The organism is Tianweitania sediminis (genome assembly GCF_017813335.1).
Classification (GTDB): domain Bacteria; phylum Pseudomonadota; class Alphaproteobacteria; order Rhizobiales; family Rhizobiaceae; genus Tianweitania; species Tianweitania sediminis.
The window spans coordinates 78,619-103,296 of sequence record NZ_JAGIYY010000002.1 but is presented as its reverse complement, the minus strand read 5'-3'; the positions used below and the strand labels follow the sequence as shown (position 1 = coordinate 103,296).

29 protein-coding genes are annotated in these 24,678 nt (G+C 61.3%); 15 read left to right on the top strand and 14 right to left on the bottom strand.

The window, feature by feature from the left end:
• Positions 1–8: 8 nt before the first annotated feature.
• Complete coding sequence (locus J5Y06_RS07590) at positions 9–1,457, bottom strand: dihydrolipoyl dehydrogenase family protein (RefSeq protein WP_209334544.1); 1,449 nt, start codon at positions 1,455–1,457, stop codon at positions 9–11.
• Between the two features lie 31 nt (positions 1,458–1,488).
• Positions 1,489–2,262: a TVP38/TMEM64 family protein gene (locus J5Y06_RS07585; protein ID WP_245247696.1), complete on the bottom strand. Its 774-nt coding sequence runs from the start codon at positions 2,260–2,262 to the stop codon at positions 1,489–1,491.
• A 157-nt stretch (positions 2,263–2,419) separates the two neighbouring features.
• Between J5Y06_RS07585 and J5Y06_RS07580 the strand changes: the two genes are divergently transcribed.
• Positions 2,420–2,680 (top strand): hypothetical protein, encoded by a 261-nt coding sequence (locus tag J5Y06_RS07580; RefSeq protein WP_209334543.1) that lies wholly within the window; start codon positions 2,420–2,422, stop codon positions 2,678–2,680.
• A gap of 442 nt (positions 2,681–3,122) precedes the next feature.
• On the opposite strand, the gene J5Y06_RS23420 is transcribed toward J5Y06_RS07580, so the two are convergent.
• Positions 3,123–3,335, bottom strand: a complete 213-nt coding sequence (locus tag J5Y06_RS23420; RefSeq protein WP_342453386.1) for a DUF6719 family protein — start codon at positions 3,333–3,335, stop codon at positions 3,123–3,125.
• A gap of 189 nt (positions 3,336–3,524) precedes the next feature.
• Entirely contained in the window at positions 3,525–3,701 is a 177-nt protein-coding gene (locus tag J5Y06_RS07575; RefSeq protein ID WP_209334542.1) for a hypothetical protein, read from the bottom strand.
• Positions 3,702–4,796: 1,095 nt separating this feature from the next.
• On the opposite strand from J5Y06_RS07575, the gene J5Y06_RS07570 reads away from it, so the two are divergent.
• The 6 genes from J5Y06_RS07570 (at position 4,797) to yihA (ending at position 9,902) form a co-directional block, all read left to right on the top strand.
• Positions 4,797–5,342, top strand: a complete 546-nt coding sequence (locus J5Y06_RS07570) for a hypothetical protein (protein ID WP_209334541.1) — start codon at positions 4,797–4,799, stop codon at positions 5,340–5,342.
• A 783-nt stretch (positions 5,343–6,125) separates the two neighbouring features.
• On the top strand, positions 6,126–6,260 hold the full coding sequence (gene rpmH, locus J5Y06_RS07565) for a 50S ribosomal protein L34 (protein ID WP_209334540.1): 135 nt from the start codon (positions 6,126–6,128) through the stop codon (positions 6,258–6,260).
• Between the two features lie 24 nt (positions 6,261–6,284).
• Entirely contained in the window at positions 6,285–6,680 is a 396-nt protein-coding gene (gene rnpA, locus J5Y06_RS07560) for a ribonuclease P protein component (protein WP_209334539.1), read from the top strand.
• A gap of 27 nt (positions 6,681–6,707) precedes the next feature.
• Positions 6,708–8,555, top strand: coding sequence for a membrane protein insertase YidC (yidC, locus tag J5Y06_RS07555; RefSeq protein WP_209334538.1), 1,848 nt, complete (start codon positions 6,708–6,710; stop codon positions 8,553–8,555).
• A gap of 85 nt (positions 8,556–8,640) precedes the next feature.
• Positions 8,641–9,249: a CatB-related O-acetyltransferase gene (locus tag J5Y06_RS07550; protein WP_425348068.1), complete on the top strand. Its 609-nt coding sequence runs from the start codon at positions 8,641–8,643 to the stop codon at positions 9,247–9,249.
• Entirely contained in the window at positions 9,246–9,902 is a 657-nt protein-coding gene (yihA, locus tag J5Y06_RS07545) for a ribosome biogenesis GTP-binding protein YihA/YsxC (protein WP_209334536.1), read from the top strand. The genes J5Y06_RS07550 and yihA overlap by 4 nt, the downstream gene beginning before the upstream one ends.
• On the opposite strand, the gene msrB is transcribed toward yihA, so the two are convergent.
• The 4 genes from msrB to J5Y06_RS07525 form a co-directional block, all read right to left on the bottom strand.
• A complete protein-coding gene (msrB, locus tag J5Y06_RS07540; RefSeq protein WP_209334535.1) occupies positions 9,899–10,414 on the bottom strand; it encodes a peptide-methionine (R)-S-oxide reductase MsrB in 516 nt (171 codons plus the stop codon). The two genes, yihA and msrB, sit on opposite strands and share 4 nt — an antisense overlap.
• A gap of 127 nt (positions 10,415–10,541) precedes the next feature.
• Positions 10,542–11,093: a fasciclin domain-containing protein gene (locus J5Y06_RS07535; protein ID WP_209334534.1), complete on the bottom strand. Its 552-nt coding sequence runs from the start codon at positions 11,091–11,093 to the stop codon at positions 10,542–10,544.
• A gap of 95 nt (positions 11,094–11,188) precedes the next feature.
• Complete coding sequence (locus J5Y06_RS07530) at positions 11,189–11,908, bottom strand: anti-sigma factor (RefSeq protein ID WP_209334533.1); 720 nt, start codon at positions 11,906–11,908, stop codon at positions 11,189–11,191.
• Entirely contained in the window at positions 11,905–12,444 is a 540-nt protein-coding gene (locus tag J5Y06_RS07525) for a sigma-70 family RNA polymerase sigma factor (RefSeq protein WP_209334532.1), read from the bottom strand. Before J5Y06_RS07525 ends, J5Y06_RS07530 begins: the two co-directional genes overlap by 4 nt.
• A gap of 136 nt (positions 12,445–12,580) precedes the next feature.
• Between J5Y06_RS07525 and argB the strand changes: the two genes are divergently transcribed.
• On the top strand, positions 12,581–13,477 hold the full coding sequence (gene argB, locus J5Y06_RS07520) for an acetylglutamate kinase (protein WP_245247695.1): 897 nt from the start codon (positions 12,581–12,583) through the stop codon (positions 13,475–13,477).
• Between the two features lie 7 nt (positions 13,478–13,484).
• On the opposite strand, the gene J5Y06_RS07515 is transcribed toward argB, so the two are convergent.
• A complete protein-coding gene (locus J5Y06_RS07515) occupies positions 13,485–14,390 on the bottom strand; it encodes a DMT family transporter (RefSeq protein WP_209334531.1) in 906 nt (301 codons plus the stop codon).
• A 121-nt stretch (positions 14,391–14,511) separates the two neighbouring features.
• On the opposite strand from J5Y06_RS07515, the gene J5Y06_RS07510 reads away from it, so the two are divergent.
• Positions 14,512–15,219 carry a pyrimidine 5'-nucleotidase gene (locus tag J5Y06_RS07510; RefSeq protein WP_209335083.1) on the top strand — a complete coding sequence of 236 codons (708 nt, stop codon included), beginning with the start codon at positions 14,512–14,514 and terminating at the stop codon, positions 15,217–15,219.
• 16 nt (positions 15,220–15,235) lie between these two features.
• Here J5Y06_RS07510 and J5Y06_RS07505 read toward each other — a convergent pair whose 3' ends face one another.
• A complete protein-coding gene (locus J5Y06_RS07505; protein WP_209334530.1) occupies positions 15,236–16,096 on the bottom strand; it encodes an LOG family protein in 861 nt (286 codons plus the stop codon).
• Positions 16,097–16,264: 168 nt separating this feature from the next.
• Between J5Y06_RS07505 and dapD the strand changes: the two genes are divergently transcribed.
• The 4 genes from dapD to J5Y06_RS07485 all read left to right on the top strand — a co-directional run bounded on the left by dapD (position 16,265) and on the right by J5Y06_RS07485 (position 19,365).
• Positions 16,265–17,119 carry a 2,3,4,5-tetrahydropyridine-2,6-dicarboxylate N-succinyltransferase gene (gene dapD, locus J5Y06_RS07500; RefSeq protein ID WP_209334529.1) on the top strand — a complete coding sequence of 285 codons (855 nt, stop codon included), beginning with the start codon at positions 16,265–16,267 and terminating at the stop codon, positions 17,117–17,119.
• 6 nt (positions 17,120–17,125) lie between these two features.
• The gene (locus J5Y06_RS07495) at positions 17,126–17,497 is read left to right on the top strand and encodes a DUF805 domain-containing protein (RefSeq protein WP_209334528.1); all 372 of its coding nucleotides are present in this window, start codon (positions 17,126–17,128) and stop codon (positions 17,495–17,497) included.
• A 93-nt stretch (positions 17,498–17,590) separates the two neighbouring features.
• Entirely contained in the window at positions 17,591–18,778 is a 1,188-nt protein-coding gene (gene dapE, locus J5Y06_RS07490; protein ID WP_209334527.1) for a succinyl-diaminopimelate desuccinylase, read from the top strand.
• Between the two features lie 53 nt (positions 18,779–18,831).
• Entirely contained in the window at positions 18,832–19,365 is a 534-nt protein-coding gene (locus J5Y06_RS07485) for a transporter (RefSeq protein ID WP_209334526.1), read from the top strand.
• On the opposite strand, the gene truA is transcribed toward J5Y06_RS07485, so the two are convergent.
• From truA to def, 3 genes are read right to left on the bottom strand one after another with little or no spacing between them, the layout of a single operon-like run.
• Positions 19,362–20,114: a tRNA pseudouridine(38-40) synthase TruA gene (truA, locus tag J5Y06_RS07480; RefSeq protein WP_209334525.1), complete on the bottom strand. Its 753-nt coding sequence runs from the start codon at positions 20,112–20,114 to the stop codon at positions 19,362–19,364. The two genes, J5Y06_RS07485 and truA, sit on opposite strands and share 4 nt — an antisense overlap.
• Before the next feature lie 11 nt (positions 20,115–20,125).
• Positions 20,126–21,058 carry a methionyl-tRNA formyltransferase gene (gene fmt / locus J5Y06_RS07475; RefSeq protein ID WP_209334524.1) on the bottom strand — a complete coding sequence of 311 codons (933 nt, stop codon included), beginning with the start codon at positions 21,056–21,058 and terminating at the stop codon, positions 20,126–20,128.
• Entirely contained in the window at positions 21,058–21,588 is a 531-nt protein-coding gene (def, locus tag J5Y06_RS07470) for a peptide deformylase (protein ID WP_209334523.1), read from the bottom strand. The genes fmt and def overlap by 1 nt, the downstream gene beginning before the upstream one ends.
• A 103-nt stretch (positions 21,589–21,691) precedes the next feature.
• Here def and J5Y06_RS07465 point away from each other — a divergent pair, with 103 nt between their 5' ends.
• Positions 21,692–22,930, top strand: a complete 1,239-nt coding sequence (locus J5Y06_RS07465) for a DNA recombination protein RmuC (protein ID WP_209334522.1) — start codon at positions 21,692–21,694, stop codon at positions 22,928–22,930.
• 51 nt (positions 22,931–22,981) lie between these two features.
• Here J5Y06_RS07465 and J5Y06_RS07460 read toward each other — a convergent pair whose 3' ends face one another.
• The gene (locus tag J5Y06_RS07460; RefSeq protein WP_209334521.1) at positions 22,982–23,386 is read right to left on the bottom strand and encodes a DUF6481 family protein; all 405 of its coding nucleotides are present in this window, start codon (positions 23,384–23,386) and stop codon (positions 22,982–22,984) included.
• A gap of 201 nt (positions 23,387–23,587) precedes the next feature.
• Here J5Y06_RS07460 and J5Y06_RS07455 point away from each other — a divergent pair, with 201 nt between their 5' ends.
• Positions 23,588–24,625 (top strand): LLM class flavin-dependent oxidoreductase, encoded by a 1,038-nt coding sequence (locus J5Y06_RS07455; RefSeq protein WP_209334520.1) that lies wholly within the window; start codon positions 23,588–23,590, stop codon positions 24,623–24,625.
• Positions 24,626–24,678 lie beyond the last annotated feature (53 nt).

Here is a 24,678-nt window from a genome sequence, read left to right as displayed (position 1 = left end):
GGCAAGCTTCAGCCGAACAGTCTTAGCCCGCCGAGCAGCCCTCGCACGATCGGCTTGCGAGTCATTGCCTCAAAATAGGAGACAGAAACGCGTTTGCCAATTTCCCCAACCGTTGGATAGGGCGCGACGTAGGAGGTCATGTCCTTCAGGCTGAGGTTCTGGGCTATGGCAAGCGCCCAGATGTGGATGAGTTCGCCGGCATTGCGCCCCACGATCGCCACGCCCAGGATCTTGCCGCCCGTTCCGGCGATCACTTTGATGAAGCCTTCCGTTTCATGTTCGGCACGGGCACGGTCGTTGTCGGCGATCTGCCAACGCAACACGCGATGCTTGCCCGGCAGCATGCGGGCTTCCTCTTCCGTTGCGCCCACCGCGGCGATTTCCGGATCGGTGTAGGTCACGCGCGGGATGATTTCTGGCCGAACCTTGGCCGGTGCACGGAACAGGATCGGACGCAAAACGAGGCCTGCATGGTAGTTGGCGGCATGGGTAAATTGAGCCCCGCCGGCAACGTCCCCGACGGCGTAGATCAGGCTGTTGCTGACACTGCGCAAGCTGTTGTCGACCTTTATGCCCTGCTCGTTGAACTCAACACCTGCCGCTTCCAGACCGAGATCTGTCACGTTCGGGCGGCGTCCTGCCGCGACAAGCAGATGGGAGGCCTCAAGGGTCGACTGGGAGGCCTCAAGGGTCGACGGCTTTCCGGCTGATGCCAGGTGCAGACGGAGACCTCCGGGATGTTTTTCGACGCGGCTCAGCGTGGTGTTCGGCCGCAGATCCACGCCGTCGCGACGAAACGAAGCCAGGGTGACATCGGCAAGATCCGCGTCCTCCTTTTTCAGGATGCGGCCGCGGTCCAGAACCGTGACTTGCGCGCCCAGCCGGCGGAAAGCCTGTGCCAGTTCGACACCGACAGGCCCGCCTCCAAGGATCGCCAGGTGGCGGGGCAGTTCTGCCACGTCGAAAATGGTCTCGTTGGTAAGCACCTCAACCGTGTCGATGCCGGGGATCGGGGGTATGACGGGCGATGATCCGGTGGCAACAACAATGCGACGCGCCTTGATCGTGAACCCTCCGGCTTCAAGCGTGTCCTTGCCGAAGAAGCGGGCGTGCGCCCGTATCACCTGCGCACCCAAATCGCGGAAGCGCTCCTCCGAGTCGATCGGCGCGATGCTGTCGATCACGCCGCGGACATGCCGGCGCACCGCAGCAAAATCGATGACCGGATCCACCGACTGGAGGCCAAACGGCGTGGCATTGCGCATCTCGTGGGCGCGACGCGCTGCAGCCAGCAAGGACTTGGACGGGACGCAGCCGTAGTTCAGGCAGTCGCCGCCCATCTTGCCTTTCTCGATCAGAACCACGGAAACTCCGAAAGCCCGTGCAGCCGCCACAACGGACAACCCTCCGGATCCTGCCCCGATTACGCAAAGATCCGGCTGCAGAAGCTTCGTCATGAGATCCCCTCCCCCCTTATCGCAGACCGCTTCATTGCGATCGGCGCGCCTTCCACTTCTTGAACAGCACCGGCACCAGCGCCACGACGGCAAGAAGCCCGAAGGCCAGCGTCAGTTCCGGCGTCACTAAATCCTTCGGTTCCAGGCTGGTTCCAGCGCGCTGAGCCTGAGCAATCGCGTCTTCGAGACCCGCACCAAGGTAGGTATAAGCAAAGACGCCAGGCAGAATGCCGATCGCGGTGGCGGTCACAAACACCCGCAGCCCGACGTCGAACAGGGCGGGCGCGATGTTGATGATGAAAAACGGGAAAACGGGGGCAAGCCGAAGGGCCAGGAGATAGCCGAAGGCGTTCTGTTCGAAGCCTTGGGCAAGGTTCTCGGCTCGTCCTTTTACCTGCCGTCGCAAGGAGCCACCCAAGGCCGACTTTGCTGCAAGAAAAACCAGTGTGGCGCCGAGCGTCGCCGCGGCGGCAACAAGAACGCCCCCCAGCAGCCAACCAAACAGAAAGCCGCCGAAGATGGACAGGATCGACGCTGCGGGGAAAGACAGGGCGACCGCGGCGGCGTATGTGAAAAAGAACAGGATTGGCGCCAGAAGCGGATGAGCGGCAACCCACGTTCCGAGCGCTTCACGGCTGTCCACAAGCACGTCGAAATCGAGATAGCGCTGCCAGCCCAGCGCATACGCGGTCGCCAAACCGGCGACCACAACAACAAGCGGAAGAAAGCGCTTCCAGTCGGAGCCTGAAGACACCGCAGCGGCAGTTTGGGCGCGATCGCTTCGGCGGTGCAGACCGTTGACCAACCTTGTTCCTTCAATGCCTGAACACAAGACGTTGCTGGGCTGCGGCTCGTCGGCTGGTTGCCTGCACCCCTGGCTTTCACTTGTACCACGAGCAGCCGGCGGCAACAGTTTCTTCAATCCCTTGTGACTGGCCGTCTCCCATTTGGAGTTTTGGCGGATGTACGCCAGTACTCAATTCCTCAGTCACACAGCGCTTTGGGAGGATCTCGACAACCATGATCGGCAGCCGGAAGGACCGGTTCTCAGCGTCACCTCGGCCATCTACACCGTAGCGGAGATCTGCGAGTTCGCAGCAAGGCTGTTCCAATCAGGTCTCTATGCTGATCGTGCAATTCTGAACTTGTCGCTTCGCAACAATCAAGGTCGCAAATTCTGGGTGAGCGAGTTCACGCGCATGCGCTTTGCTATGATCGAGTAGCTCACGGTGAGGAAATCTCGTTCACGAGAACTCTCCGGCAGCGTGGATAGCAGGAAGATCGCAGCGGACCTTCTCGTCAGCCAGTTTCAGGTCTTCGACTAAAACGTATTCAGAGAACAAATGGAAAAGGAAGTTGAAGCCTATCACGAAGGCCGATCAAGGTAGTTGCCTCACTTGAGGCCGGCAACCGAATAGGGCAGCACAAGCTTAACGGCAGAAGTTGCAACTGAGACCCGCCCACTGAGGCGGGTTTTTGTGTTCTAGAGCTCACGCCCATGGCGTCAGTTCAAATCACTCGATCATACAGGCTGCTCCGGCGGCCGGCCGGCCTCCCGCCAGCGCGATCCTCATCACGGAGAGTGGGAGCGGATACAGCATAGCAAAAGAGCCCGGCACCGAAATACCTGGCTCTCAAAGATCCAGTTGAAGCCCGCTCTCAGAATTAGGAAGGACGAGCGACACACTCTTTCTTTCGCGGTACTCCGGGCGTGCTCCCTGTGACCTGCTTTACCTGGCCCTGGGGGCAGCTGCCGTCGTCCACCAATACCTTTACGCCAGTCGCTAAGGTGCCAGCGGCAGGTTCTTTTGTCATCATAGTCGAATTGCAGCCGGCAAGCGAAATCGCTGCCGACACGGCGAGAACTATTCTACTCATATGAATATTCCCCTCTCGTTTGCTTTCGCAAAACGAGAGGATCATAGAATATACCTCGCATCAAGTCTGTTAGAATTACTGTACGGCGAGTAAATGAGCCAACCCGCAAGGAACTGAGCCTTGATGCATGGCCAGTTAGAAGACAGGATGGCTGCCCACGCGCAAAGGCCCGGGCGCACCGCAGGTCGGCTAACCCTTAGATGACCGCCCTCGCAACCAGGCGGCAATGTAGCCGGCGGTGGCAAGCAGAAGCAGCGCGAGCGGGATAGCGCCCGGCTCGCCTTCGACAGTGACCATCATCAAAAGAAGCACCAGTCCGATGGCGCCGACAACCGCGGATCCGATCTTCAGTGTCTTGGGTCGCAATTCAGGCCCTCCCATTGAAGGCGCATCAGTCGTCTTCGACTTCACCGTTCTCGATCTCGCGATCATCGTCTTCACCGCAAGCAGCTAAGGTAAGAGGTGCTGCCAGAACCAGGAGCAGGGCAAGAACACGGGTCAGGTTCATGGATCGATCTCCTTCATTCGAAGGATATTCAACGATCCTGCTGCGCGCTGGTTGCTCATGCGTCACCGACGATGACGGCGACCGTCCCAGACCCCTGGCATTCCGGACACGGTTTGCCGTCCTTCTCACCGCTGCCTCCACATGAGGGGCAGATGTCTGGCGCACTCTGCTTGCTGCCGGGCTCTGTTTCATCGCCCGGTACGAGCTGCGGGGTCTTAGGATCGCTCATGGTCATTTCCCTTTGGGAACCAACTGTCAGAAGTCGCGCATCGTTCCAGTGCCGCTCAACATGAAGCGCGCGTATGTCGTCGATGGCCAGCCGGAAGAGGTGAGTTTCGGGTGAGGGGTGTTATCTTAGAACTTCTTCACCGTGGCTCCGCAGCCGTCGCAAATGAACGTTGTGCCGGTCTTGTTGTCGTTCTCACCGACTACGTGCGATCCATCGGCGACGTGATCGACGGAGAAGCCAAGGTGGGCGGTAGCCGTTGAGTCGCAAGATGCGCTCGCAGCCCGCCGAGTGAGGGCGAGCTTTTTTGTCCCATATGTCAGCGCTACGATCTCGCCCTCGCAATCAGTCCCAAAGCCGACCGTCTTCTGACCACCGCTGAGTACGACCCTCTTTATCTAATTCCGGATGCAAGCGAAGTCGACACGTTCGCGGTCGCGGCGCTGACGACCCTGCGCCTCCTCCGCCTAGCTGCGGACCCCTTCTGGCGGGTCAGTGAGGAAAAGGCAGGGTCAAAATGCCGAAATGACCACCTGTCCATCGCGCGCCGGGCACTGGTGACCGCAGGACAGAGCAGCGTCGGTACGATCAGGACCGAGACACGCAGCCTTGGCGCCGCTGGTACAAGACCGCTGGTCGCCGCTGACGGGATGCTTGACGTTCTAGATCAACGCATCTTACGTAGCCCCGCATACGGATGATCACCGTGGTCGCCAAGGGATGGAACATGCTTGACCCGCAGTTGATCTACATCGCCGTCTTCAATCGGCCGGCAGACCCAGCCGGACTTGCTTGGGTGAACGAACTCACCCAGGACGGCACCAACTACGAGGCCATGGCTGGTCTCACAGGCACTGTTGAGTACACAATGAACTTCAACGGCCTCGAGGCGGCGGAAACCATTTCACGCTTCTATGAAAGCCTTTTCAACCGCCTGCCGGAAGAAGCAGGGCTCCAATACTGGGTCTCGAACTTCACGCCACATCCAGACGGCAGCGGTGCGGCTTTCTCTCCGGCTAATCTTGTGTTCGCGATGGTCGAGGCAGCACAAGGTCACGACGCCGATACTCTCGCCGCAAAGGTGGAAGTCGCGTCCTACATCACCTCTCTTCTGGATACCCCAGATGAGGTCGCTGCCTATGAAGGGCGCGGCGCTGGCGTTTTCGGAAGAGGAATGGTCAGCCAGACGGATTGGGAGAACCTACCCACTCACGCAGAGATCGACGCTGGCTGGAAAGAGCACTTCGATAGCTGGGCGCAGTATAATCTCTGATAAGCTAAGCGGTACAGGGCACGAGCTTAGAGCAAGCGGACGAGATGGTCCGCGATCTCGCCGACGGTCTGCAGAGATGAGTTCAGCGCCACCTTGTCTGCCAAGGTTGAGCTGTAATTTGCGACCTCGTGCCGGAGGTGGTCGACGCCGGCTCAACCCGGACGCTGCGGATCGTCCCCTGCACGCTGACCAGACGGACGAGCGGTGGGACGCCGTACGACTTTGTAAGAGGCTGACTTCTTCAGATCCGGAAAGCGCCGTCTCACGAACGGCGGCTAAGTGCCGGGCCACATAAGGCCAACGTCTACAGCGAACCCCAGGTATGGGTTGACGTAGGCCGCCACCAGCAACGCGACGGCGAAAACGCATCCGAAGGCGATGCCGAAGGTCCACGAGGATGGCTTGCCCGTCGCGCCTGACCCCACCGCTACGGAGATTGCACCCGACGCTGCCAGAATGAATCGCAGACTGCACCGATCACGATCACCAGCAGAGTGACGGCAATCCTCATCCTGTTTCTCCCACAGCGTTGCGTCTCCCGAGACGTGATGCGGTTGGTGCCGGCAGTCCTCGCCGGATTGACTTGGCGTCAGCCAATGCCTAGAAGCGCGCAACGCTTGGGCTTCCGGTCCGGTGCATGTTTTTGCGCCGGTCGGTTGCCGCTCATTCCTTGCCAGCCTAGCTGATCCCTGGAAAACGAGCGTTCTGCAGCGTCGATCCCCAGATCGATCCTGCATCATCGTGCTAGACCATAAGAAGGGCCGCACACCGCGGTATTAAACAATGAAGCGTACCTATCAGCCGTCGAAGCTCGTCCGTAAGCGCCGCCATGGTTTCCGCGCGCGCATGGCCACCAAGGGTGGTCGTGCTGTGGTTGCCGCCCGTCGCAATCGCGGTCGTAGCCGCCTGTCGGCCTAAGAAAGAACGATCGAGCAGGCGACGATGTCCGCCACGAGCCGCTCCGGCGCTTCTGCGCCGGTTCGGCTGAAAAAGCGAGCCGAGTTTCTGGCCGTGCGCCAGGGCGAGAAACGCCGCGGACCTTTGTTCCTGCTTGAAGTTCTCACCCATCGGGGGGAAGCGCCGCCTCGCGTGGGTTTCACCGTCACAAAAAAGGCCGGAAACGCCGTGGAGCGAAACCGGATCAGGCGACGACTACGGGAGGCCGTGCGCCTTCATGCCGCCCGTGACATGGCGGCTGGCACAGATTATGTGATCGTAGGACGGCGGGAATGCCTCGGCACCTCGTTCCAGATCATAGCCGATGAACTTTCGCGCCGGATTTCGGCGCCGGCCTTACGCCCCAAGGCCAATCCTTCCGCAAAGCGCCACAAGGCTTAGGCGGAACTCGGGTCAGGACCTGTAGAGATGCAAAACAACCGGAATTTCTTCATCACCATCGCGCTGTCGGTGCTGATCCTGACCCTTTGGCAGGTGTTCTACATGAACCCTCGCATGGAAGCAGAGCGGGAAGCGGCGCAGATCGCCGCCGATCAGCAGGCTGCCCAGCAGGGCACAACAGCCGGATCGACCGAAAACCTGCCGCAGTCGGGCACGGGCATCGGGGGCGCAGCGCTCGCACCGGCCGGTGGCGGCAACCTCGCTGTGCCGGGTACGGATGGCGCCACGCCGCAAACGCGCGAGCAGGCACTTGCCGCAACCCCGCGCGTGCCGATCGAAACCCCCAGCGTGTCCGGTTCCATCAACCTGCGCGGCGCGCGGTTGGATGATCTCCGACTAAAGCAATACCGTCTGACCGTTGAAGACGATTCTCCTCTCATCGAACTCCTGAGCCCTTCGGGTCTGCCCAACGGCTATTTCGCGGAACTTGGCTATAGCGCGCCGGCCGGTGGAAATCCGGGTCCGCTGCCGAATGGCGAAACGCAGTGGCAGGTCGAAGGCGCAAACGCGCAGCTGACCCCCTCGACGCCGGTCACCCTCGTTTACGACAATGGACAAGGGCTGGTGTTCCGCCGGACCGTCTCTGTCGACAACAACTACATGTTCACGGTCAGCGATACGGTCACCAACAACAGCGGCGAGCCTGTCAGCCTGGCAGGCTATGGCCGGGTTACCCGGTTCGACAAGCCGCTCACTGCGGCCGCTTATGTGCTTCATGAAGGCCTCATCGGTGTGACCGGCGAGGAAGGCCTCCAGGAACACAACTACTCGTCCCTTGAAGACGACAAGCAATTCGTGCCGGGCAAGTCGACCAATGGCTGGCTCGGCATCACGGACAAGTATTGGGCTACTGCGCTGGTGCCATCGGGCAAGCAGCCGTTCCAGCCGCGCTACGCCTATTTCGAGGGAGCGCGGCCAAGCTATCAGTCCGATTTCCTGTCGGACGCGACGACGATTGCACCGGGTCAGTCCAGCACCAACGAAACGCTCGTGTTCGCGGGCGCGAAGGTGGTGCAGACAATCAACGCTTATGCGGAAGAGCGCCAGATCCGCCAGTTCGATCTCCTGATCGACTGGGGCTGGTTCCACTTTATTACCAAGCCGATGTTCTGGCTGATCGACCACCTCTTCGTGCTCCTCGGCAATTTCGGCCTCGCCATCCTTGCCACGACCGTGATCGTCAAGGCCGTGTTCTTCCCCCTCGCCAACATGAGCTACAAGTCCATGGCGAACATGAAGAAGGTGCAGCCGAAGCTGCTCGAGATTCGTGAGAAATACGGCGACGACCGTATGAAGCAGCAACAGGCGATGATGGAGCTTTACCGGACGGAAAAGATCAATCCGTTGGCGGGTTGCTGGCCGATCCTGGTGCAGATTCCGATCTTCTTTGCGCTCTACAAGGTGCTCTACATCACCATCGAGATGCGGCACGCGCCGTTCTTCGGCTGGATCCAGGATCTGGCAGCGCCCGATCCCACCTCGATCTTCAACCTGTTCGGCCTGCTTCCCTTCGCCGTGCCGGCCTTCCTGATGATCGGCGTTTGGCCACTGATCATGGGCATCACGATGTTCCTGCAGATGCGCATGAACCCGACACCGCCGGACCCGACCCAGGCGATGATCTTCAACTGGATGCCGGTGATCTTCACCTTCATGATGGCCGGCTTCCCCGCCGGACTGGTGATCTACTGGGCGTGGAACAACTTCCTTTCCGTGCTGCAACAGGGCACGATCATGAAGCGGCAGGGCGTGAAGATCGAGCTTTGGGACAATCTGGCGGGATTGTTCCGAAAGAAGCCGAGCCCAGCCGAGTAACAGCAAAATGGCCGGCTTTTCCGGCCTTTTTCTTTTTGGACGGAGAGCCGCATTGGCCGGACCGAACCCCAACATCAAGCATCCGATGGCACCGGCTCACAAGCGCGTCGGTTTTCTTAAACCGATCGTCGATGCGCAAAACATCGAGATCGGTGATTTCACCTACTATGACGACCCGAACGGGCCTGAGCACTTCGTCGAGCGCTGTGTCCTTTACCATTACCCGTTCATCGGTGATCGACTCGTGATCGGCCGCTTTTGCGCGTTGGCGGAAGGCGTGACCTTCATCATGAACGGCGCCAACCACGCTATGTCCGGCTTCTCGACCTACCCCTTCAACATCTTTGGCCATGGCTGGGAAACAGGCTTCGACCCCGCGACATGGGCGGCAGAAAGCCGCGGCGATACCGTGGTCGGTCACGATGTCTGGATTGGAATGCAGGCCATGATCATGCCGGGTATCACGATCGGTCATGGCGCAATCATCGCCAGCCGCGCGGTGGTGGTTGACGATGTGGCGCCTTACACCGTCGTGGGCGGCAATCCGGCACGACCAATCAAGCAGCGCTTCCAACCCGCCACCGCCCAACGCCTTCTCGACCTCGCCTGGTGGGATTGGCCGATGGAAAAGATCAGCCGCAATCTGGATGCTATCCGCGGGTCCGATCTCACGAAACTTGAGGCAGCCGAATGACCGAAAGCGTTCCCACTCTGGAGCCTGGCCTGTTCAAGCGCCCTTGGGTGTTCATCCGCGGCGTGCCTGCCATGAAGTTCCTTCCGCCGGAAGGTCCGCCGGAAATCGCGTTTGCGGGCCGCTCCAACGTCGGAAAGTCATCGCTGATCAATGCGCTTCTGGAACAAGGCGGGTTGGCACGGACATCCAACACGCCCGGCCGAACTCAGGAACTCAACTATTTCGTTCCCGGCGGCTTCTCGGGCGAAGGCGAGGACCTGCCGCCCTTGGCATTGGTGGACATGCCCGGCTACGGCTTTGCGCAGGCGCCAAAAGACGAGGTGGACCGCTGGACCAAGCTCGTGTTCGATTATCTCAAGGGTCGCGTCACGCTGAAGCGCGTTTATCTGCTGATCGATGCCCGCCACGGGATCATGAAGCGCGACGCAGACGTCATGGACCTGCTCGACAAGGCGGCGGTGTCCTACCAGGTCGTGCTGACCAAGGCTGACAAGATCAAGCCGCCCGCCGTGCTTCGCCTCAAGAGCGAGACGTTGGACAAGATCCGAAAAAGGCCCGCGGCCTTCCCCGAAGTCGTTGCGACGTCTTCGGAAAAGAGCGAGGGCCTTGATGAGGTGCGGGCGGCGATCCTGTTCGCCGCTGCCGGCCGTTAAGCCGGAGACTGTGTTGCGGACGGCTTGAAGGCCATGGCAACGCCGTTGATGCAGTGACGCATGCCGGTTGGCTGCGGGCCATCGTTGAAGATGTGGCCGAGGTGGCCGCCGCAGCGGGCGCAGTGGCACTCCGTCCGCGTCATGAAGAAGGTGTTGTCTTCCTTCGTGCCGATGCCGCCCGGCACCGCATCCCAGAAGCTCGGCCAACCGGTGCCGGAGTCGAACTTCTTGTCGGAGGAATAAACCGCCTGATCGCAGCCCGCGCAGTGGAACATGCCGACGCGATGCTCTTTGTTTAAAGGGCTGGTGAAGGCGCGTTCAGTGTCTTCCTCGCGCAGAACAGCATATTGCTGCGGCGTCAGTTGCGCACGCCATTCGGCAGCGGTCTTGGTGACCGGAAAGGCTCCGCCCTCCGAAGCCGCTTTGGCGGATGTGCGCGAAAACAAGAACGTACCGGTGGCGGCCAACACTGCCGCACCGGCTGCGCTATAAAGAAAATCACGTCGCTGCATGATGTGGCCTCCTGGATGTGTCTGATTGTTATATCGGGTGCGCAGGGCTTGCCTGCAATCAATTCCGCTTGAGCGAAAGCCCCGCACCCCTTCGGGGGAACGGGGCCAAACAGATCAAGGACCGTGATTATGACTTCGGCAGAAGAACCTTGTCGATCACGTGAATGACGCCGTTCGACTGGTCGACATCAGCGATCGTCACGGTTGCCACACCGCCGTTCTCGTCGGTGAGCGTGATCTTGTCGCCGTCCATCTTCGCCTTCAGGACGCAACCGCCAACGGTGTTGACGTCGTGTTCGCCGTTATCGTCGGAAATCATCTTGCCGATGGCCGATGACATGGCATCAGCGGCAACAACGTGACAGGTCAGGACCTTGGTGAGCTGGTCCTTGTTTTCGGGCTTCAACAGCGTGTCAACGGTCCCAGCCGGCAGTTCTTCGAAAGCGGCATTGGTCGGTGCGAAAACAGTGAAGGGACCTTCGCCGGAAAGCGTTTCCACAAGGCCTGCAGCCTTCACGGCCGCTACCAGCGTCGTGTGATCTTTGGAGTTTACGGCGTTCTCAACAATGTTCTTGTTGGCGTACATCGGGGCGCCGCCAACCATTGGATTGTCTTGAGCAAACGCAGCACCCGAAAACAGAACAACGGTCGTCAGCAAGGACGCAGCAAGCTTAGCCATCTAAATATCTCCCTGTTCACTTCCCTTTATTGGGAAGCATGGGGAGAGATACGAGACCTGCTTGGGCGGAGTTTCACCGCCGCCGAAAGTTATTTTCAGATTTCGGTAAGTCCGCCGGCAGCCACGACCGGACCCGTTGGCTGACCGGTGGGCGAGCCACCTGTTGGCTCAAGGCTGATTGCAAAGACGTTGCCGCGATTCACGTGTTCTGCCAAGGGCGCCGGCATTTGCATGCGGAACGTTTCCCCTTGCGGGATCACGCCCAGCGAAACCGGCGGGTTCTGTCCCTCGATCATCCAAAGCTCGAAGTCACGACCCGCGGCGCGCTGGCCTGAAACATGCGAAAGGCTGATGGAGTTCGTGTCGTGATCCACCATCGCCATGAAATGCACGTCACTGCCTTCTGCAGAAAGCGAGGCCACCATTCGATGCCCCTCTTGCTGCGGGCTCGGCTGCAATTGCGGTAGGGCGACGAAGGCAACCAAGGCGGCGAGTGCGCCGATCGCGAGCGTACGCCAAACGGCAAGGCTGCTCCAGATCCCAGGACGCTCCTTTGCGTTCGATGCTGCAGACGTGAACAGGGCGCGATCGATGCGCTGCTTGACTCCGGCGGGCGGCTCCACTTCTTCGAACGAAGCCGCAAGGGGCGCGAAGTGCGCTTCCCAACGGTCAACTCTGGCGGCAAACTCGCGGCTTGCGTCGATCCGACGCTGAGCCGCCGTTCGTTCTTCCGCAGTCTGGAGACCAAGAACATATTCGGCGGCGACGATATCGTCACCTTCCGGTTCTCGGTCCTGTGTGCCTGCGTCGCTCATCGTTCCAAACAGTCTCTCAACTTCATCAGGCTGCGCCGCAGCCAGGTGCGCATTGTATTCAATGGAACCTTGAAGCGCTCAGCAAGGTCCAGGTAGCTTTCACCATCCAGATAGGCACCGCGAACGGCGGCTGCCCGATCCGACTCCAGTTCGTCCAAACAGGTGAATACACGATCACGCTCGCCACCCGCCATTGCCGCTGCTTCCGGTGTCGGCGCCGTGTCGGCGACATCGTAGGCTTCGTCTATGTCCGTGGTCTTGTGTCGCTTCAAGCGCACGCGATCAATCGCGTGGTTGCGTGCCACGGCCACCAGCCAGGAAATCGGGCTTAGTTCCGAAACCGCGAACCGGTCGGCTTTCGTCCAGATTTTGACGAAGACCTCCTGGAGCGCTTCTTCCGCTTCAGCACGATCTTTCAAGACACGCAGGCAAACGCCGAAAAGTTTCGCTGAGGTGGCTCGATACAGGAGATCAAAGGCTTCGCGATCCTTCATGGAGGTGCGAACGATAAGTTTGGTGATGTCCTGCGCCGTCATACGCCAAATTTTCCGGAGCGATATGCAGCGTTTATAGGGCCATCGTTAACATTTGCAATGAAGCAGACCGGTCGGTGACGGTGTGTCTTCGCGTTTGAACCAGCGCTCCAAAGCGGCTAGGAGACCGGCCACAACGATGGAACACCTCACCATGGACAATCCCGAAGAGCAGGCGCGCCTCTTATCCGACGCGCTTCCTTATATGCAGCGCTACGAGAACAAGACGGTTGTCGTGAAGTATGGGGGTCACGCCATGGGCAATGCGGCGCTCGGGCAGGCTTTCGCGCGCGACATCGCGCTTCTCAAGCAGTCCGGCGTCAATCCGATCGTTGTTCACGGCGGCGGACCGCAGATCGCTTCCATGCTGCAGCGGCTCGGCATTCAGTCGGAGTTCCGCGGCGGATTGCGCGTCACGGACCAGGCTACCGTGGAAATCGTGGAAATGGTTCTGGCTGGCTCCATCAACAAGGAGATCGTCGCCCTCATCAACAAGGAAGGCGAATGGGCGATCGGCTTGTCCGGCAAGGACGGCAACATGGTTTTCGCCGAGCGCGCCAAGAAGACCCAGGTGCATCCCGACACGGGTGAAACGGAACTGCTCGATCTGGGCTTCGTGGGCGAACCCACGGAAGTGGACCGGACACTGCTCGACCTTCTTGCCCGCTCCGAAATGATCCCCGTGATCGCGCCCGTGGCACCCGGGCGCGACGGCAACACCTACAACATCAATGCCGACACCTTTGCCGGCGCCATAGCCGGAGCGTTGCAGGCGTCGCGTCTCTTGTTTCTCACCGACGTTCCCGGCGTGCTGGATGCTAACAAGAACCTGATCCACGAGTTGACCGTCGCCGAAGCGCGCGCCTTGATTGCCGATGGCACGATCTCTGGCGGCATGATTCCGAAGGTGGAAACCTGCATCGAGGCAATCGAGCGCGGCGTGCAGGGTGTGGTGATCCTGAACGGCAAGACGCCGCACGCGGTGCTGCTCGAACTCTTCACGCAGCATGGCGCCGGCACACTGATCGTGCCGTGAGGCAGGCCTAACCGAGCAGCACCAGCACCACGATGCCGGCCACGATCAGGAGACAACCGGCAACTTCAAGCCGGTTGATCTTTTCGCGGAAATAGAACACGGCCGCGGCGAAGGTGAAGAGCATTTCCACCTGCGCCAAAGCCTTCACGACGGCTGCCTGCTGCAGCGTCATGGCCGCAAACCAGCCGAGGGAGGCCGTGGCGCCCGTGGCACCCACGAACAGGCCCGGCCTCCAGGCCCGGCGCATGCGGCCGAACTCGGTGCGGTCACCGAAGATCATCCAGGCGAACATGATCAGGGTTTGCATGGTTAGCGTGAAAGCCAGCGTCACGGCTGCTTGCATCAGGAAGTTCGGTCCGCCGAGCGACAGGGATGCCGCGCGGTAGCCCACCGCCGAAATGCCGAACGCTGTGCCGGACGCGATCCCGATCAGCGCCGTCGGCCGGATGATGGACGTCAGGAGCGAGCGCGGATTCACCGGCGTATGCGCGACCGAGATCAGCATGACGCCCACGACGCTGATCGTGATCGCAACCACAACGCCGAGGCTCAGCGTTTCCTGCAGAACAAGCAGGGCAAACAGCGCGGCTTGAGCAGGTTCCGTGCGCGAATAGGCGGTGCCCACCGCGAAATTGCGGAACGAGAACAGGTGGATGAGGAGGAACTGCGCCAGGATCTGCGACAAGCCTGCGAGCACCGACCACAGAACGAAAGTGCGGTTGAGGTCCGGAAAGGGATAACCCAAACCTTCATGCAGGATCAGAAGAAACACCACCGCAAACGGCAGGCCGAAGGCGAAGCGCACAAAGGTTGCGCCCGTGGTACCGATCGTGCCCTTCAGATGTTTCTGCCCGGCTGAGCGGAGGTTCTGCAGGAAGGCGGCGGCGAGCGTAATAGGGATCCACAAGTCCATGGCGCGGTGTTTGCGCCGAGTTGAGGCTTCGGACAAGGTGCCTTCGCGGCAACCCACTGGTCCAGAAACACCGCATCGGATGACGCTTTCCCGCGCGCGGCTGTTCAGCTACATCAGACACATGGCCATTGCTCCTGATCCCGCGCGTTTCGCCCATGTCGATGACTGGGTTTTCGACCTCGACAACACGCTTTACCCGCACCACACGAACCTGTTTGCGCAGATCGACGTCAACATGACCGCCTATGTTCAGGCGCTGCTCGACCTGCCGCGCGAGGAAGCGCGCAAGCTGCAAAAGGATCTGTACTTCGAGCATGGCACGACGCTTGCCGGCCTAATGGCGCGCTACAACGTCGATCCCGATGACTTCCTCGCGAAGGCGCACGACATCGATTATTCCGGTCTTGTCCCAGATCCGGCTCTTGGCGATGCCATCAAGGCCCTGCCAGGCCGCAAATTCATCTTCACGAATGGCGATCGGCGCCATGCAGAGCGGACCGCGCAACAGCTCGGCATTCTCGAGCACTTCGAGGATATCTTCGATATCGTGGCGGCCGAGCTGCAGCCGAAGCCGGCCCGCAAGCCCTATGACGCCTTTGTCGCCCTGCACAAGATCGTCGGCAGCAGTGCCGCGATGTTTGAGGACATCGCCCGCAACCTTGCGGTTCCGAAGGCTTTGGGAATGACCACAGTGCTGATCGTGCCGCGGAACTTCGAGCCGACTTTCGCAGAAATCTGGGAACGCGATCCCGAGCACTCCGACGACGTCGATTTTGTCACGGACGACCTCAACACCTTCCTGAAGGCACTGGCCCCAGCGTTCCGCTAGGCCAAGCTCCCTGCCGCTATTCAGCGGCCTCGTCACGCTCGAGTTCATAGAAGTCGCTGATCACCGACCAGGCTTCAGCGGCCGTATCCACGAAGGTGAGAAGATCGCCGTCGTTGGGCGAGATGGTGCCCTGCTCGGCCAGATAGTCGACGTTGATGGCGTTGGCCCAGAAATCCTTGCCAAATAGGATCACCGGCACGCGCTCCATGCGGCCGGTCTGGATCAGGGTCAGCGTTTCAAAGAGCTCGTCCATCGTGCCGAAGCCGCCCGGAAACACGGCGACCGCTTTCGCGCGCATGATGAAATGCATCTTGCGGACCGCGAAATAATGGAAGTTGAAGCAAAGCTCCGGCGTGACATACTCGTTGGGCGCCTGCTCGTGCGGCAACACGATGTTGAGCCCGATCGAAGGCGCCCCCACGTCCGCGGCGCCGCGATTTCCCGCTTCCATGACGCCAGGGCCGCCGCCGGTCACCACCACGAACTCGCAATGGTCGTACGACGCGGAATGACGCGAGCAAAGCCGGGCGAACTCCCGCGCTTCCTCATAGTACTTGGCGTTGGCAAGCAGGTTTTTCTGTTGCGTCTCGTTCTTGGCAGCCCAGGCATCGCCGCCGGGCTCTGGGATCCGCGCCCCACCGAACAGGATCACCGTCGAGCGGATGCCGCGCTCAGTCAGGATCATTTCCGGCTTCAGCAGCTCGAGCTGCAGGCGCACGGACCGCAGTTCGCGGCGGGTCAGAAAATCCTGGTCGTTCCAGGCCAGGCGAAAGCTTGGTGCCCGGGTTTGCGCCGTGTCGGGCGCCAGCTTCATCCGCTCAAGATCCTCGTCGGAATGGGCGAGCGGTGTCCAGCCTGTGTTTTCTTTGGTCTTCATGAGTTCGCGTGTGATCCTGATCCTTTCGGCGACGTTCCATTCCTCTGGATCGCTTCGCCGCGGGGCGTTGGTGCGATTGACCCTCCCCGTGCCATGACATAGGTTCCGCGCGCTTCCAAGGGAACGCCGCCGCGCCGTTTGTTGCGCCTGTGTATCGGAGTCTTTGCCATGACGATAGCCGACTTGTCCGGCCTCGAAGCCACCATCGAATCCGCGTTCGAGGCGCGTGACGGGATCGGCACGTCCACGCGCGGGGAAGTGCGTGATGCCGTGGACAGCGCCCTCGACCTCCTCGATCGTGGCCAAGCACGTGTGGCCGAGCGACAGGCAGACGGCTCCTGGAAAGTGAATCAATGGCTGAAGAAGGCCGTGCTGTTGTCGTTCCGGTTGAACCCGATGGCCGTCATCGAAGGTGGTCCAGGCAAGGCCGTGTGGTGGGACAAGGTCGCTTCCAAGTTCGACCGCTGGGCCGCGAGCGATTTCCAAGCTGCGGGCTTCCGCTCGGTTCCAGGCGCGATTGTGCGCCGCTCCGCCTTCATCGCCCCGAACGCGATTTTGATGCCGTCTTTCGTCAATCTTGGCGCTTACGTCGGCGAAGGCACGATGGTGGACACCTGGGCGACCGTCGGGTCCTGTGCCCAAATCGGGCGCCATGTGCATCTTTCGGGCGGTGTCGGCATCGGCGGTGTGCTTGAACCCATGCAGGCCGGCCCCACCATCATCGAGGACAATTGCTTCATCGGCGCGCGCTCCGAAGTCGTGGAAGGCTGCATCATCCGTGAAGGCTCCGTGCTTGGCATGGGCGTCTTCATCGGCAAGTCCACAAAGATCGTGGATCGGGAAACGGGCTCCATCACCTACGGCGAGGTCCCGCCCTATTCCGTGGTCGTGGCTGGGTCCCTGCCGGGCAAGCCGATGGGCAATGGAGAGCCCGGTCCGAGCCTTTATTGTGCGGTGATCGTGAAGAAGGTGGACGAGCGGACCCGCTCCAAGACGTCCATCAACGACCTCCTGCGGGACTGACCGGTCGTGAGCGCACGTCAGCTGATCTGGTTTTTCTTCGGTCTGTCCGGCCGGATCAGCCCCAGTGCATTCTTGCTTGGCGGCATCTTTCTTTATCTGGCACGCGCCTTCGTTTTCTACCGCCTTTACGAAGTCATGCTGGTGTCGCCGGAGTCGCCGGAAGCGCAGTCCTGGTCGCTGATCTTCCTGTTTGTGGTGCTGGCCAGCTATTGGTCCTTTTTCACACTGAGCGCCAAGCGTTTCCACGATTTCGGCAAGCCCACTCTCTGGGCAGTTTCTGCGCTGGCGCTCGATCTCCTGTTGCTGATTGTCCTGCCGTTCTTTCGCAGCGATCCCGGGCCGAACCGGTATGGTCCCGATACCAATCTGCCCGGCTGAACAGCCATGGGCGGGACACCCTGCGCAAAGTGTTAAGATCCTTGCAAAAGTGCCCCTTGTCGCGGCCGCATGGCTTCGACTAAGCGTTCAAGGATGACCCTGCCGACTGATCCCATTGCCAATCTTGCGACGCTGATCCGCTGCGCATCCGTTACGCCTGCGGAGGGCGGCGCGCTGCAGGCTTTGGGCGCCATGCTCGTGCCCATGGGGTTTTCCGTGGAGCGCCCCACCTTCAGCGAAAGCGGCACGCCTGACGTGGAGAACCTTTACGCGAGGCTCGGTGGCGACGGATCCCATCTGATGTTTGCCGGGCACACAGATGTGGTGCCTACGGGAGACGAAGGGGACTGGACGCATCCGCCCTTCGCTGCCGAGATTTCGGACGGCCAAATGTTCGGCCGCGGCGCCGTGGACATGAAGGGCGGCATTGCGTGCTTCGTTGCAGCCGTTGCGCGGCATCTCCGGAGTCGCGGCAAGCTCCCGGGCTCCGTCTCGCTGTTGATCACCGGCGACGAGGAGGGTCCGGCAGTCAACGGCACAACCAAGCTTCTTGACTGGGCCGTGGACAAGGGTGAGCAGTGGGATGCAGCCATTGTTGGTGAGCCTACGAATCCCGAAGCCCTCGGCGACATGATCAAGATCGGGCGGCGCGGATCCTTGTCAGGCACCCTGACGGTGGTCGGGCGACAAGGGCACGCGGCCTATCCGCATCTGGCGGACAATCCGGTTCGAGGCCTGCTTACACTTTGCGATGCGTTGCTCGACCCCGCACTGGACGCAGGAACGAATGATTTCCAGCCCTCCAACCTGGAAATCACCACGCTTGATGTCGGCAATCCCGCCGCCAACGTCATCCCGGCGCGCGCGACTGCTGCGTTCAACATCCGCTTCAACGACACCTGGTCGGTGGAAGACCTGCAGGCGGCCATCCACAACAGGCTCGACGCGGCCGCATCCAATCCGCGGCTGCGGCCCGGCAAAACAGAAGCAATTGAGTTCGACCTGAGCTGGAAGGATCGGCCGAGCCCGGTTTTCCTGACGCGCGACGACAAGCTGATCTCGGTGCTTTCCGGATCCGTTCAAGCCGTCACCGGACGCACACCGGCCCTTTCCACCACGGGCGGCACCTCCGATGCCCGCTTCATCAAGGACCATTGCCCGGTGGTGGAATTCGGCCTCGTCGGGCAAACCATGCATATGGTCGACGAGCGCGTGCCAGTGGCCGACCTCGAACAGCTGACGCAGATCTACGAACGCTTCCTCCAGGACTGGTTTGCCTGATCATGCCGCCGGTGGAGGAGATCCAAAGATCCCTTGCTGGTGCCTGGGCGGTCATGCGCGGCAAGAAAGCGGGCCTGTCGCTCCTTGACCTCACCGTGGACGGCTTCTGGGACTCCTTCTGGGCGATCCCGCTTTCCCTGCCCCCCCTGCTGCTGACCTGGATCACGGTTGCCAACAGCATTGCCTCTGGTGATCCTGTTTTTACTTTAATCCTGCGGCTGGCGCTGGTTGATCTCGTGAACTGGCTGCTTCCGCTTTTTCTGTTTGCGCTCGCGGCCCGGCGCCTCCGCTTGTCGAAACGCTTCCTGCCCTTCGTTGTCGCCAGCAACTGGGCGACCGTTGTGCTGGTTTGGCTGGTGATGCCGCTCCGACTGCTTGATCTGCTATCACCGCAATCACGCGAGGTGGCCGAGCTCCTGTCGCTCCTCGTGATGATCCTGTCCCTGGTTCTGTTCTGGCGCCTGACCCGAACAACGCTGCAAACGGACCTGCCGACAACAACGGCGGTTTACGTCGGGCTGAACGCCGCTTCGCTGTTTATCGTGATCCTGTTGCCGCAGATGCTCGGGCTGACCTTCACCGCCTAGCCGTCGTCGTAATCAACGGCCGTCAGAAACAAGCCATCGGCGGGCGCAAGGGCGCCGCAGCGCGCGCGATCACGCGCTTCCAGCGCTTGTTGCACTGTTTCGGGGGTCCATGCCCCCTCGCCCACGCGCTTGAGCGTCCCCACGAAGGAACGTACCTGGTTGTGAAGAAAGGAACGGGCGGACACGAAGAAGTCGATTGCCTCGCCGTTGCGCACCACTTGGAGACGGTCGAGGGTGCGAACCGGGCTTTTTGCCTGGCAATGCGCGGAACGAAAGGTGGTGAAGTCGTGGCGTCCGAGCAGGGTGTCGGCGGCCGCCTGCATGGCATCTGCATCCAGAAAGCGCGGCACGAGCCAGGCCTGTCCGAGTTCGAGAGCCAGCGGCGCCCGGCGGTTGATGATGCGGTACCGGTAGTGGCGTGCCGTTGCGGAAAAGCGCGCGTTGAACGTCTCGGGAACGGCCGCTGTCCGCAGAATGGCGACGCGGTGGCCCGCCATGCGCAGATGTGCATTGATGCCCCCCATCACCGTTTTCGCCGGCCAATCCTTCGCGAGGTCCACATGCGCGACCTGGCCGGTGGCGTGCACGCCGGCATCCGTTCGGCCGGCACCCTGGATCCGCACCGCTTCCCCGCTGAAGGCTGTTATCGCGGTTTCGATCGCTCCTTGGACGCTCGGCTGGCCTTCCTGCATCTGCCAGCCAGCGAAGCCGGCGCCGTCATATTCAATGTCGAGGCGGTAGCGCGGCATGGCTCAGCCTCCTAAAGCAGACGGTCCACGCCCGCCGGAAGGCCTTGCAGGAAGTCGCGCATCGCCACCGGCTTTCCACCGGCGCGCTGGACCTGAAGCAGACGCACCGCGCCGGTTCCGCAGGCGATGTTGCCGCTGTCATCAAGCAACAGGCCCGGCTCGCCCTCGCCTTCGCCTTTCTCGGAGCGCAACAGCTTCAAGCGCTCACGCCGGCCACCATGGTCCATCTCACACCAGGCTCCCGGCATGGGCGACAGGCCGCGTATCCGGCGGTCCACCGCTTCCGCCGGCTCGGCCCAGTTGATGCGCGTTTCCCCCTTGGAGATCTTGGCGGCGTAGGTCACGCCTTCTTCCGGCTGAGCTTGAAGAGGGAGTTCGCCTTTTCCCAGCCGATCGAGCGCATCCACCATCAGGCGGGCGCCAACAACCATCAACTGGTCATGCAGGTCGCCGGCCGTCGTTCCGGGCGCGATGGGAAGGCGCTCTTCCATCGCGACCGGCCCGCTATCAAGCCCCTCATCCATGCGCATGATCATCATGCCGGTTTGGCGGTCTCCGGCCATGATCGCGCGCTGGATGGGCGCTGCCCCACGCCAGCGCGGCAAAAGCGACGCGTGACCGTTGAAGCAGCCAAGGCGTGGCGCCTCCAGGATCGGCTTCGGCAGAAGCAGGCCGTAAGCAACCACAACGGCGACGTCAGCTTGCAACGCTGCAAAAGCTTCCTGTTCAGCGGCGCCCTTCAGCGAAACGGGGCTGCGCACTTCCAGGCCATGCCGTTCCGCGAGGCCCTGAACCGGCGATGGCACGAGTTCCAGACCGCGGCGGCCCGCGGGGCGCGGCGGCTGCGTGTAAACGGCCGCTACCGAGTGACCCGCCTGCAGGATCGCCTCCAGCGTTGCCGCAGCGAAGTGCGGCGTGCCCATGAAGACGACGCGCAACGCCATCAGCCCACCAGCGCGCCGGCTGCGCGATCCTTCGCAAGCTTCTTGAATTTGCGCACCACCATGTCCCGCTTCAGGCGCGAGATGTGGTCGATAAACAGCACGCCGTTCAAGTGATCAATCTCGTGCTGCAAACAGGTCGCGAGAAGTCCGTCGGCGTTGAGCTCATGCTTGTTGCCCTGAAGATCCTGGTAAGCCACGCGGATCGAGGCAGGCCGCTCCACGTCGGCATAATAATCGGGGATCGACAGGCAGCCCTCCTCATGAACGTTGATGCCGTCCGATCGGGACAGGATCTCCGGATTGATGAAGATCTGCGGCAGCTTCGGCTCGTCGTCCTTAGTGAGGTCGATCACCACCACGCGGAGCGGTTCCGCGACCTGGATCGCGGCGAGGCCGATGCCCGGCGCTTCATACATAGTTTCCAGCATGTCGTCGGAAAAACGCTTGAGCTGCGCGTCGAACGCTTCAACAGGCTTGGAAACCTGACGGAGCACAGGGTCGGGAAGAAGAACAAGAGGACGGATGGACATGGGCGGTCACGTAAATGCTCGCTGCCCAGCCGTCAACGGAAGTCGGCGCATGCGTTCACCTTTTGATCTTCTGACAAGAGAACGAATCGCGTAGTCTCCCGCCATGAACACCGCCATCAGCCTTTCCGAGCCCGTTCTTCGGCTCGGCGCCACCACGCTGTCGCTGGGCTCTGCCCTGATGATTGCCGCCGCCCTTCTCCTGCTGCTGGTGATCGTCGCCGCTGTCGGGCTGAGGCAGGCGGCTTGGCGGCAAGCCCAAACGCATGCAGAAGCGCTTGACCAAGCGCGGCAAAACGAACATCGCATGGCTATGCTCCTGCAGGCGCAATCGGAGATGCAAGGGCGAATGGGTGCGCTGGCGGACGTGTTTTCCAGCCGTCAGGCCGAACTGAACCGGGCCATTAGCGAACGCCTTGACGGCATGACGACGCGGCTCGGCCATTCCATGACTGAGCAGACGCGCGCAACGCACGAGAACCTGGCCAGGCTGCAGGAGCGTCTTGTGGCGATCGACACGGCGCAAAACAACATCCAGTCGCTTGCCGGACAGGTGGTTCAGCTGCAGGCCATCTTGTCGAACAAGCAGACCCGAGGCGCTTTCGGGCAAAGCCGCATGGAAGCGATTGTGGCCGACGGCCTGCCGCAGGGCGGCTACGAATTTCAGGCAACGCTCTCGAACGGGAACCGGCCGGACTGTCTGATCCGGATGCCGAACGGCACCGCATCGCTGGTGATCGACGCGAAATTTCCGCTTGAAGCCTGGAACGCGATCCGCGCGGCTGAAGGAGAAGCGCAGCAGAAGGTCGCCGCGCAATCGTTTCGGCGCGACGTCGAGTTCCATATCAAGGCGATTGCCGACAAGTACTTGATCTCGGGCGAAACCCAGGACACGGCCTTCATGTTCGTGCCGTCGGAATCCATCTTCGCGGAGATTCATGAGCATTTCGAAGCCGTGGTGCAGAAGGCGCACCGCGTTCGCGTGGTGATCGTGTCGCCTTCGCTGCTGATGCTCTCGATCCAGGTCGTTCAGGCGATCCTGAAGGACGCGCGCATGCGCGAACAGGCCCATCTGATCCAGGGCGAAGTGATGCGGCTGATGGAAGATGTCGGGCGCTTGGACGAGCGCGTGCGCAAGCTGCAAACCCACTTCGGGCAGGCAGGCAAGGACATCGACGATATTCTGGTGTCAACGAAGAAGCTGACCAGCCGCGGTGCCAAGATCGAGGCGCTGGAGCTTGGTGGGGCCAGCGTCAAGGACGACGCGCCGCCCACCCCCAGCACCCGGACCATTCACGAGCCGCGCCCGGGCCAGCTCAAGCTGCGGGTGGTTGAAGAAGATTGAGCAAAAAAGGCGGCCCCAGGGCCGCCTTTTTCTTGTTTCAGCTGCCGCGCGTCAGCGGTGGGTGCGTGCCTTGCGTGCGGCGTAGCGCGCATCGCGCTTGGCCTTGCGCTCGGCTTCGTCCGCCAGCAGCCGCGCGATCTGGTCTTTTTCGGCTTCCGCCTTGGCCAGCGCTTCGCGTTGGGCTTCTTCTTCAGCCAGCCGCTGGGCTTCCGCTTCCGCCGCTTCACGCGCCGCGCGCTCGGCTGCTTCCTGTGCCTCGCGCTCTTGCTTCAGCCGCGCTTTCTCTTCTTCGCGCTTCGCGCGCGCTTCCACAATCGCCTGCCGTTCGGCCTTGCGAGCCTGAACCGCCGGATCGTCTTCGGCAGGCTTGGCTTTGAAGCGCTCGAGCATAGCCTTCTTGGCTTCGTTCGCAGCCTTTTGACGATCGTTGAAATCTTGTTCCTTAAAGCGCGCCAATGCCGCCGCCTCTCCATAGTCAGATCTTGGGGATGGCGATGTAATGAGGATTTGCGGCTGGACTTTCAAGACCTGAACGGGGCTTTTTCGCCACAGTGAGACAATCCCGTGCTTATTGGAACCCGAGAAGCACTGTTCAACGGGCGGCTCTGGCATGCCGCCAAGCCAGTTCGTAGATCAACGGGAGCCAGGAGATCATCGATGCAGTTCGGACTCTACACTTTCGCGGATGTCGACCCGCTTCGCGCCAACACGGGTACAGCGCCGGCCGAGCGGCTGAAGAACCTCCTCGAGGAAATCGAACTTGCGGATCAACTCGGCCTCGATGTGTTCGGCTTGGGCGAACACCATCGTCCGGACTATGCTGCCTCAGCTCCGGCCGTCATCCTGGCAGCGGCTGCCAGTCGAACGAAAACGATCCGCCTCAGCAGCGCTGTCACCGTCCTGTCATCCGACGATCCGGTGCGCGTCTTTCAGCAGTTCGCAACGTTGGATCTGCTGTCGCAAGGCCGCGCCGAGATCATGGCAGGACGTGGCTCCTTCATCGAATCGTTTCCGCTGTTCGGCTATGCACTCGAAGACTACGATGCCTTGTTTTCCGAAAAGCTAGAGCTTCTCTTGAAGCTGCGCGACACGGTGGAGGTCCATTGGGAAGGGACCATGCGGCCATCCATCCCAGGCCGTGGCGTTTATCCCCGCCCGCTTCAGGAAAAGCTGCCCGTCTGGATTGCTGTGGGCGGCACGCCGGAATCCGTCGCCCGTGCCGGCGTGCTCGGCCTGCCTTTGGCGCTGGCCATCATTGGCGGCGAGCCGGCGCGGTTTGCCCCTTTGTTTTCGCTGTACCGGCAGGCCGCGCAGCGCGCCGGCCATGACCCAGCTGCCCTTCCCACAAGCATCAACGTTCATGGCTATGTCGCCGAAACCTCTCAGGCCGCAGGCGATGAATGGTATCCCGCCCAGGCCGAGGTGATGAACCGGATCGGCCGCGAGCGGGGTTGGGGACCAACCAACCGCGCGCATTTCGAGGCAGCTCGGAGCCCGCGTGGCGCAGCGTTCGTCGGAAGCCCGGCCGAAGTGGTGGACAAGATCCTGGCCAACCATGCCTTGTTCAAGTTCGACCGCTTCTTGATCCAGATGGCGATCGGACCGATGCCGCACCATCAAATCATGAAGTCGATCGAGCTCTTTGGAACCAGGGTGGCGCCGGAGGTCAGAAAGGCGCTTGCGGCATCGCGCTGAAGGTCCGCCACTTCTGCCGGCGCGCCCGTCTTGGTGAAGAAGTTTTGGCCACC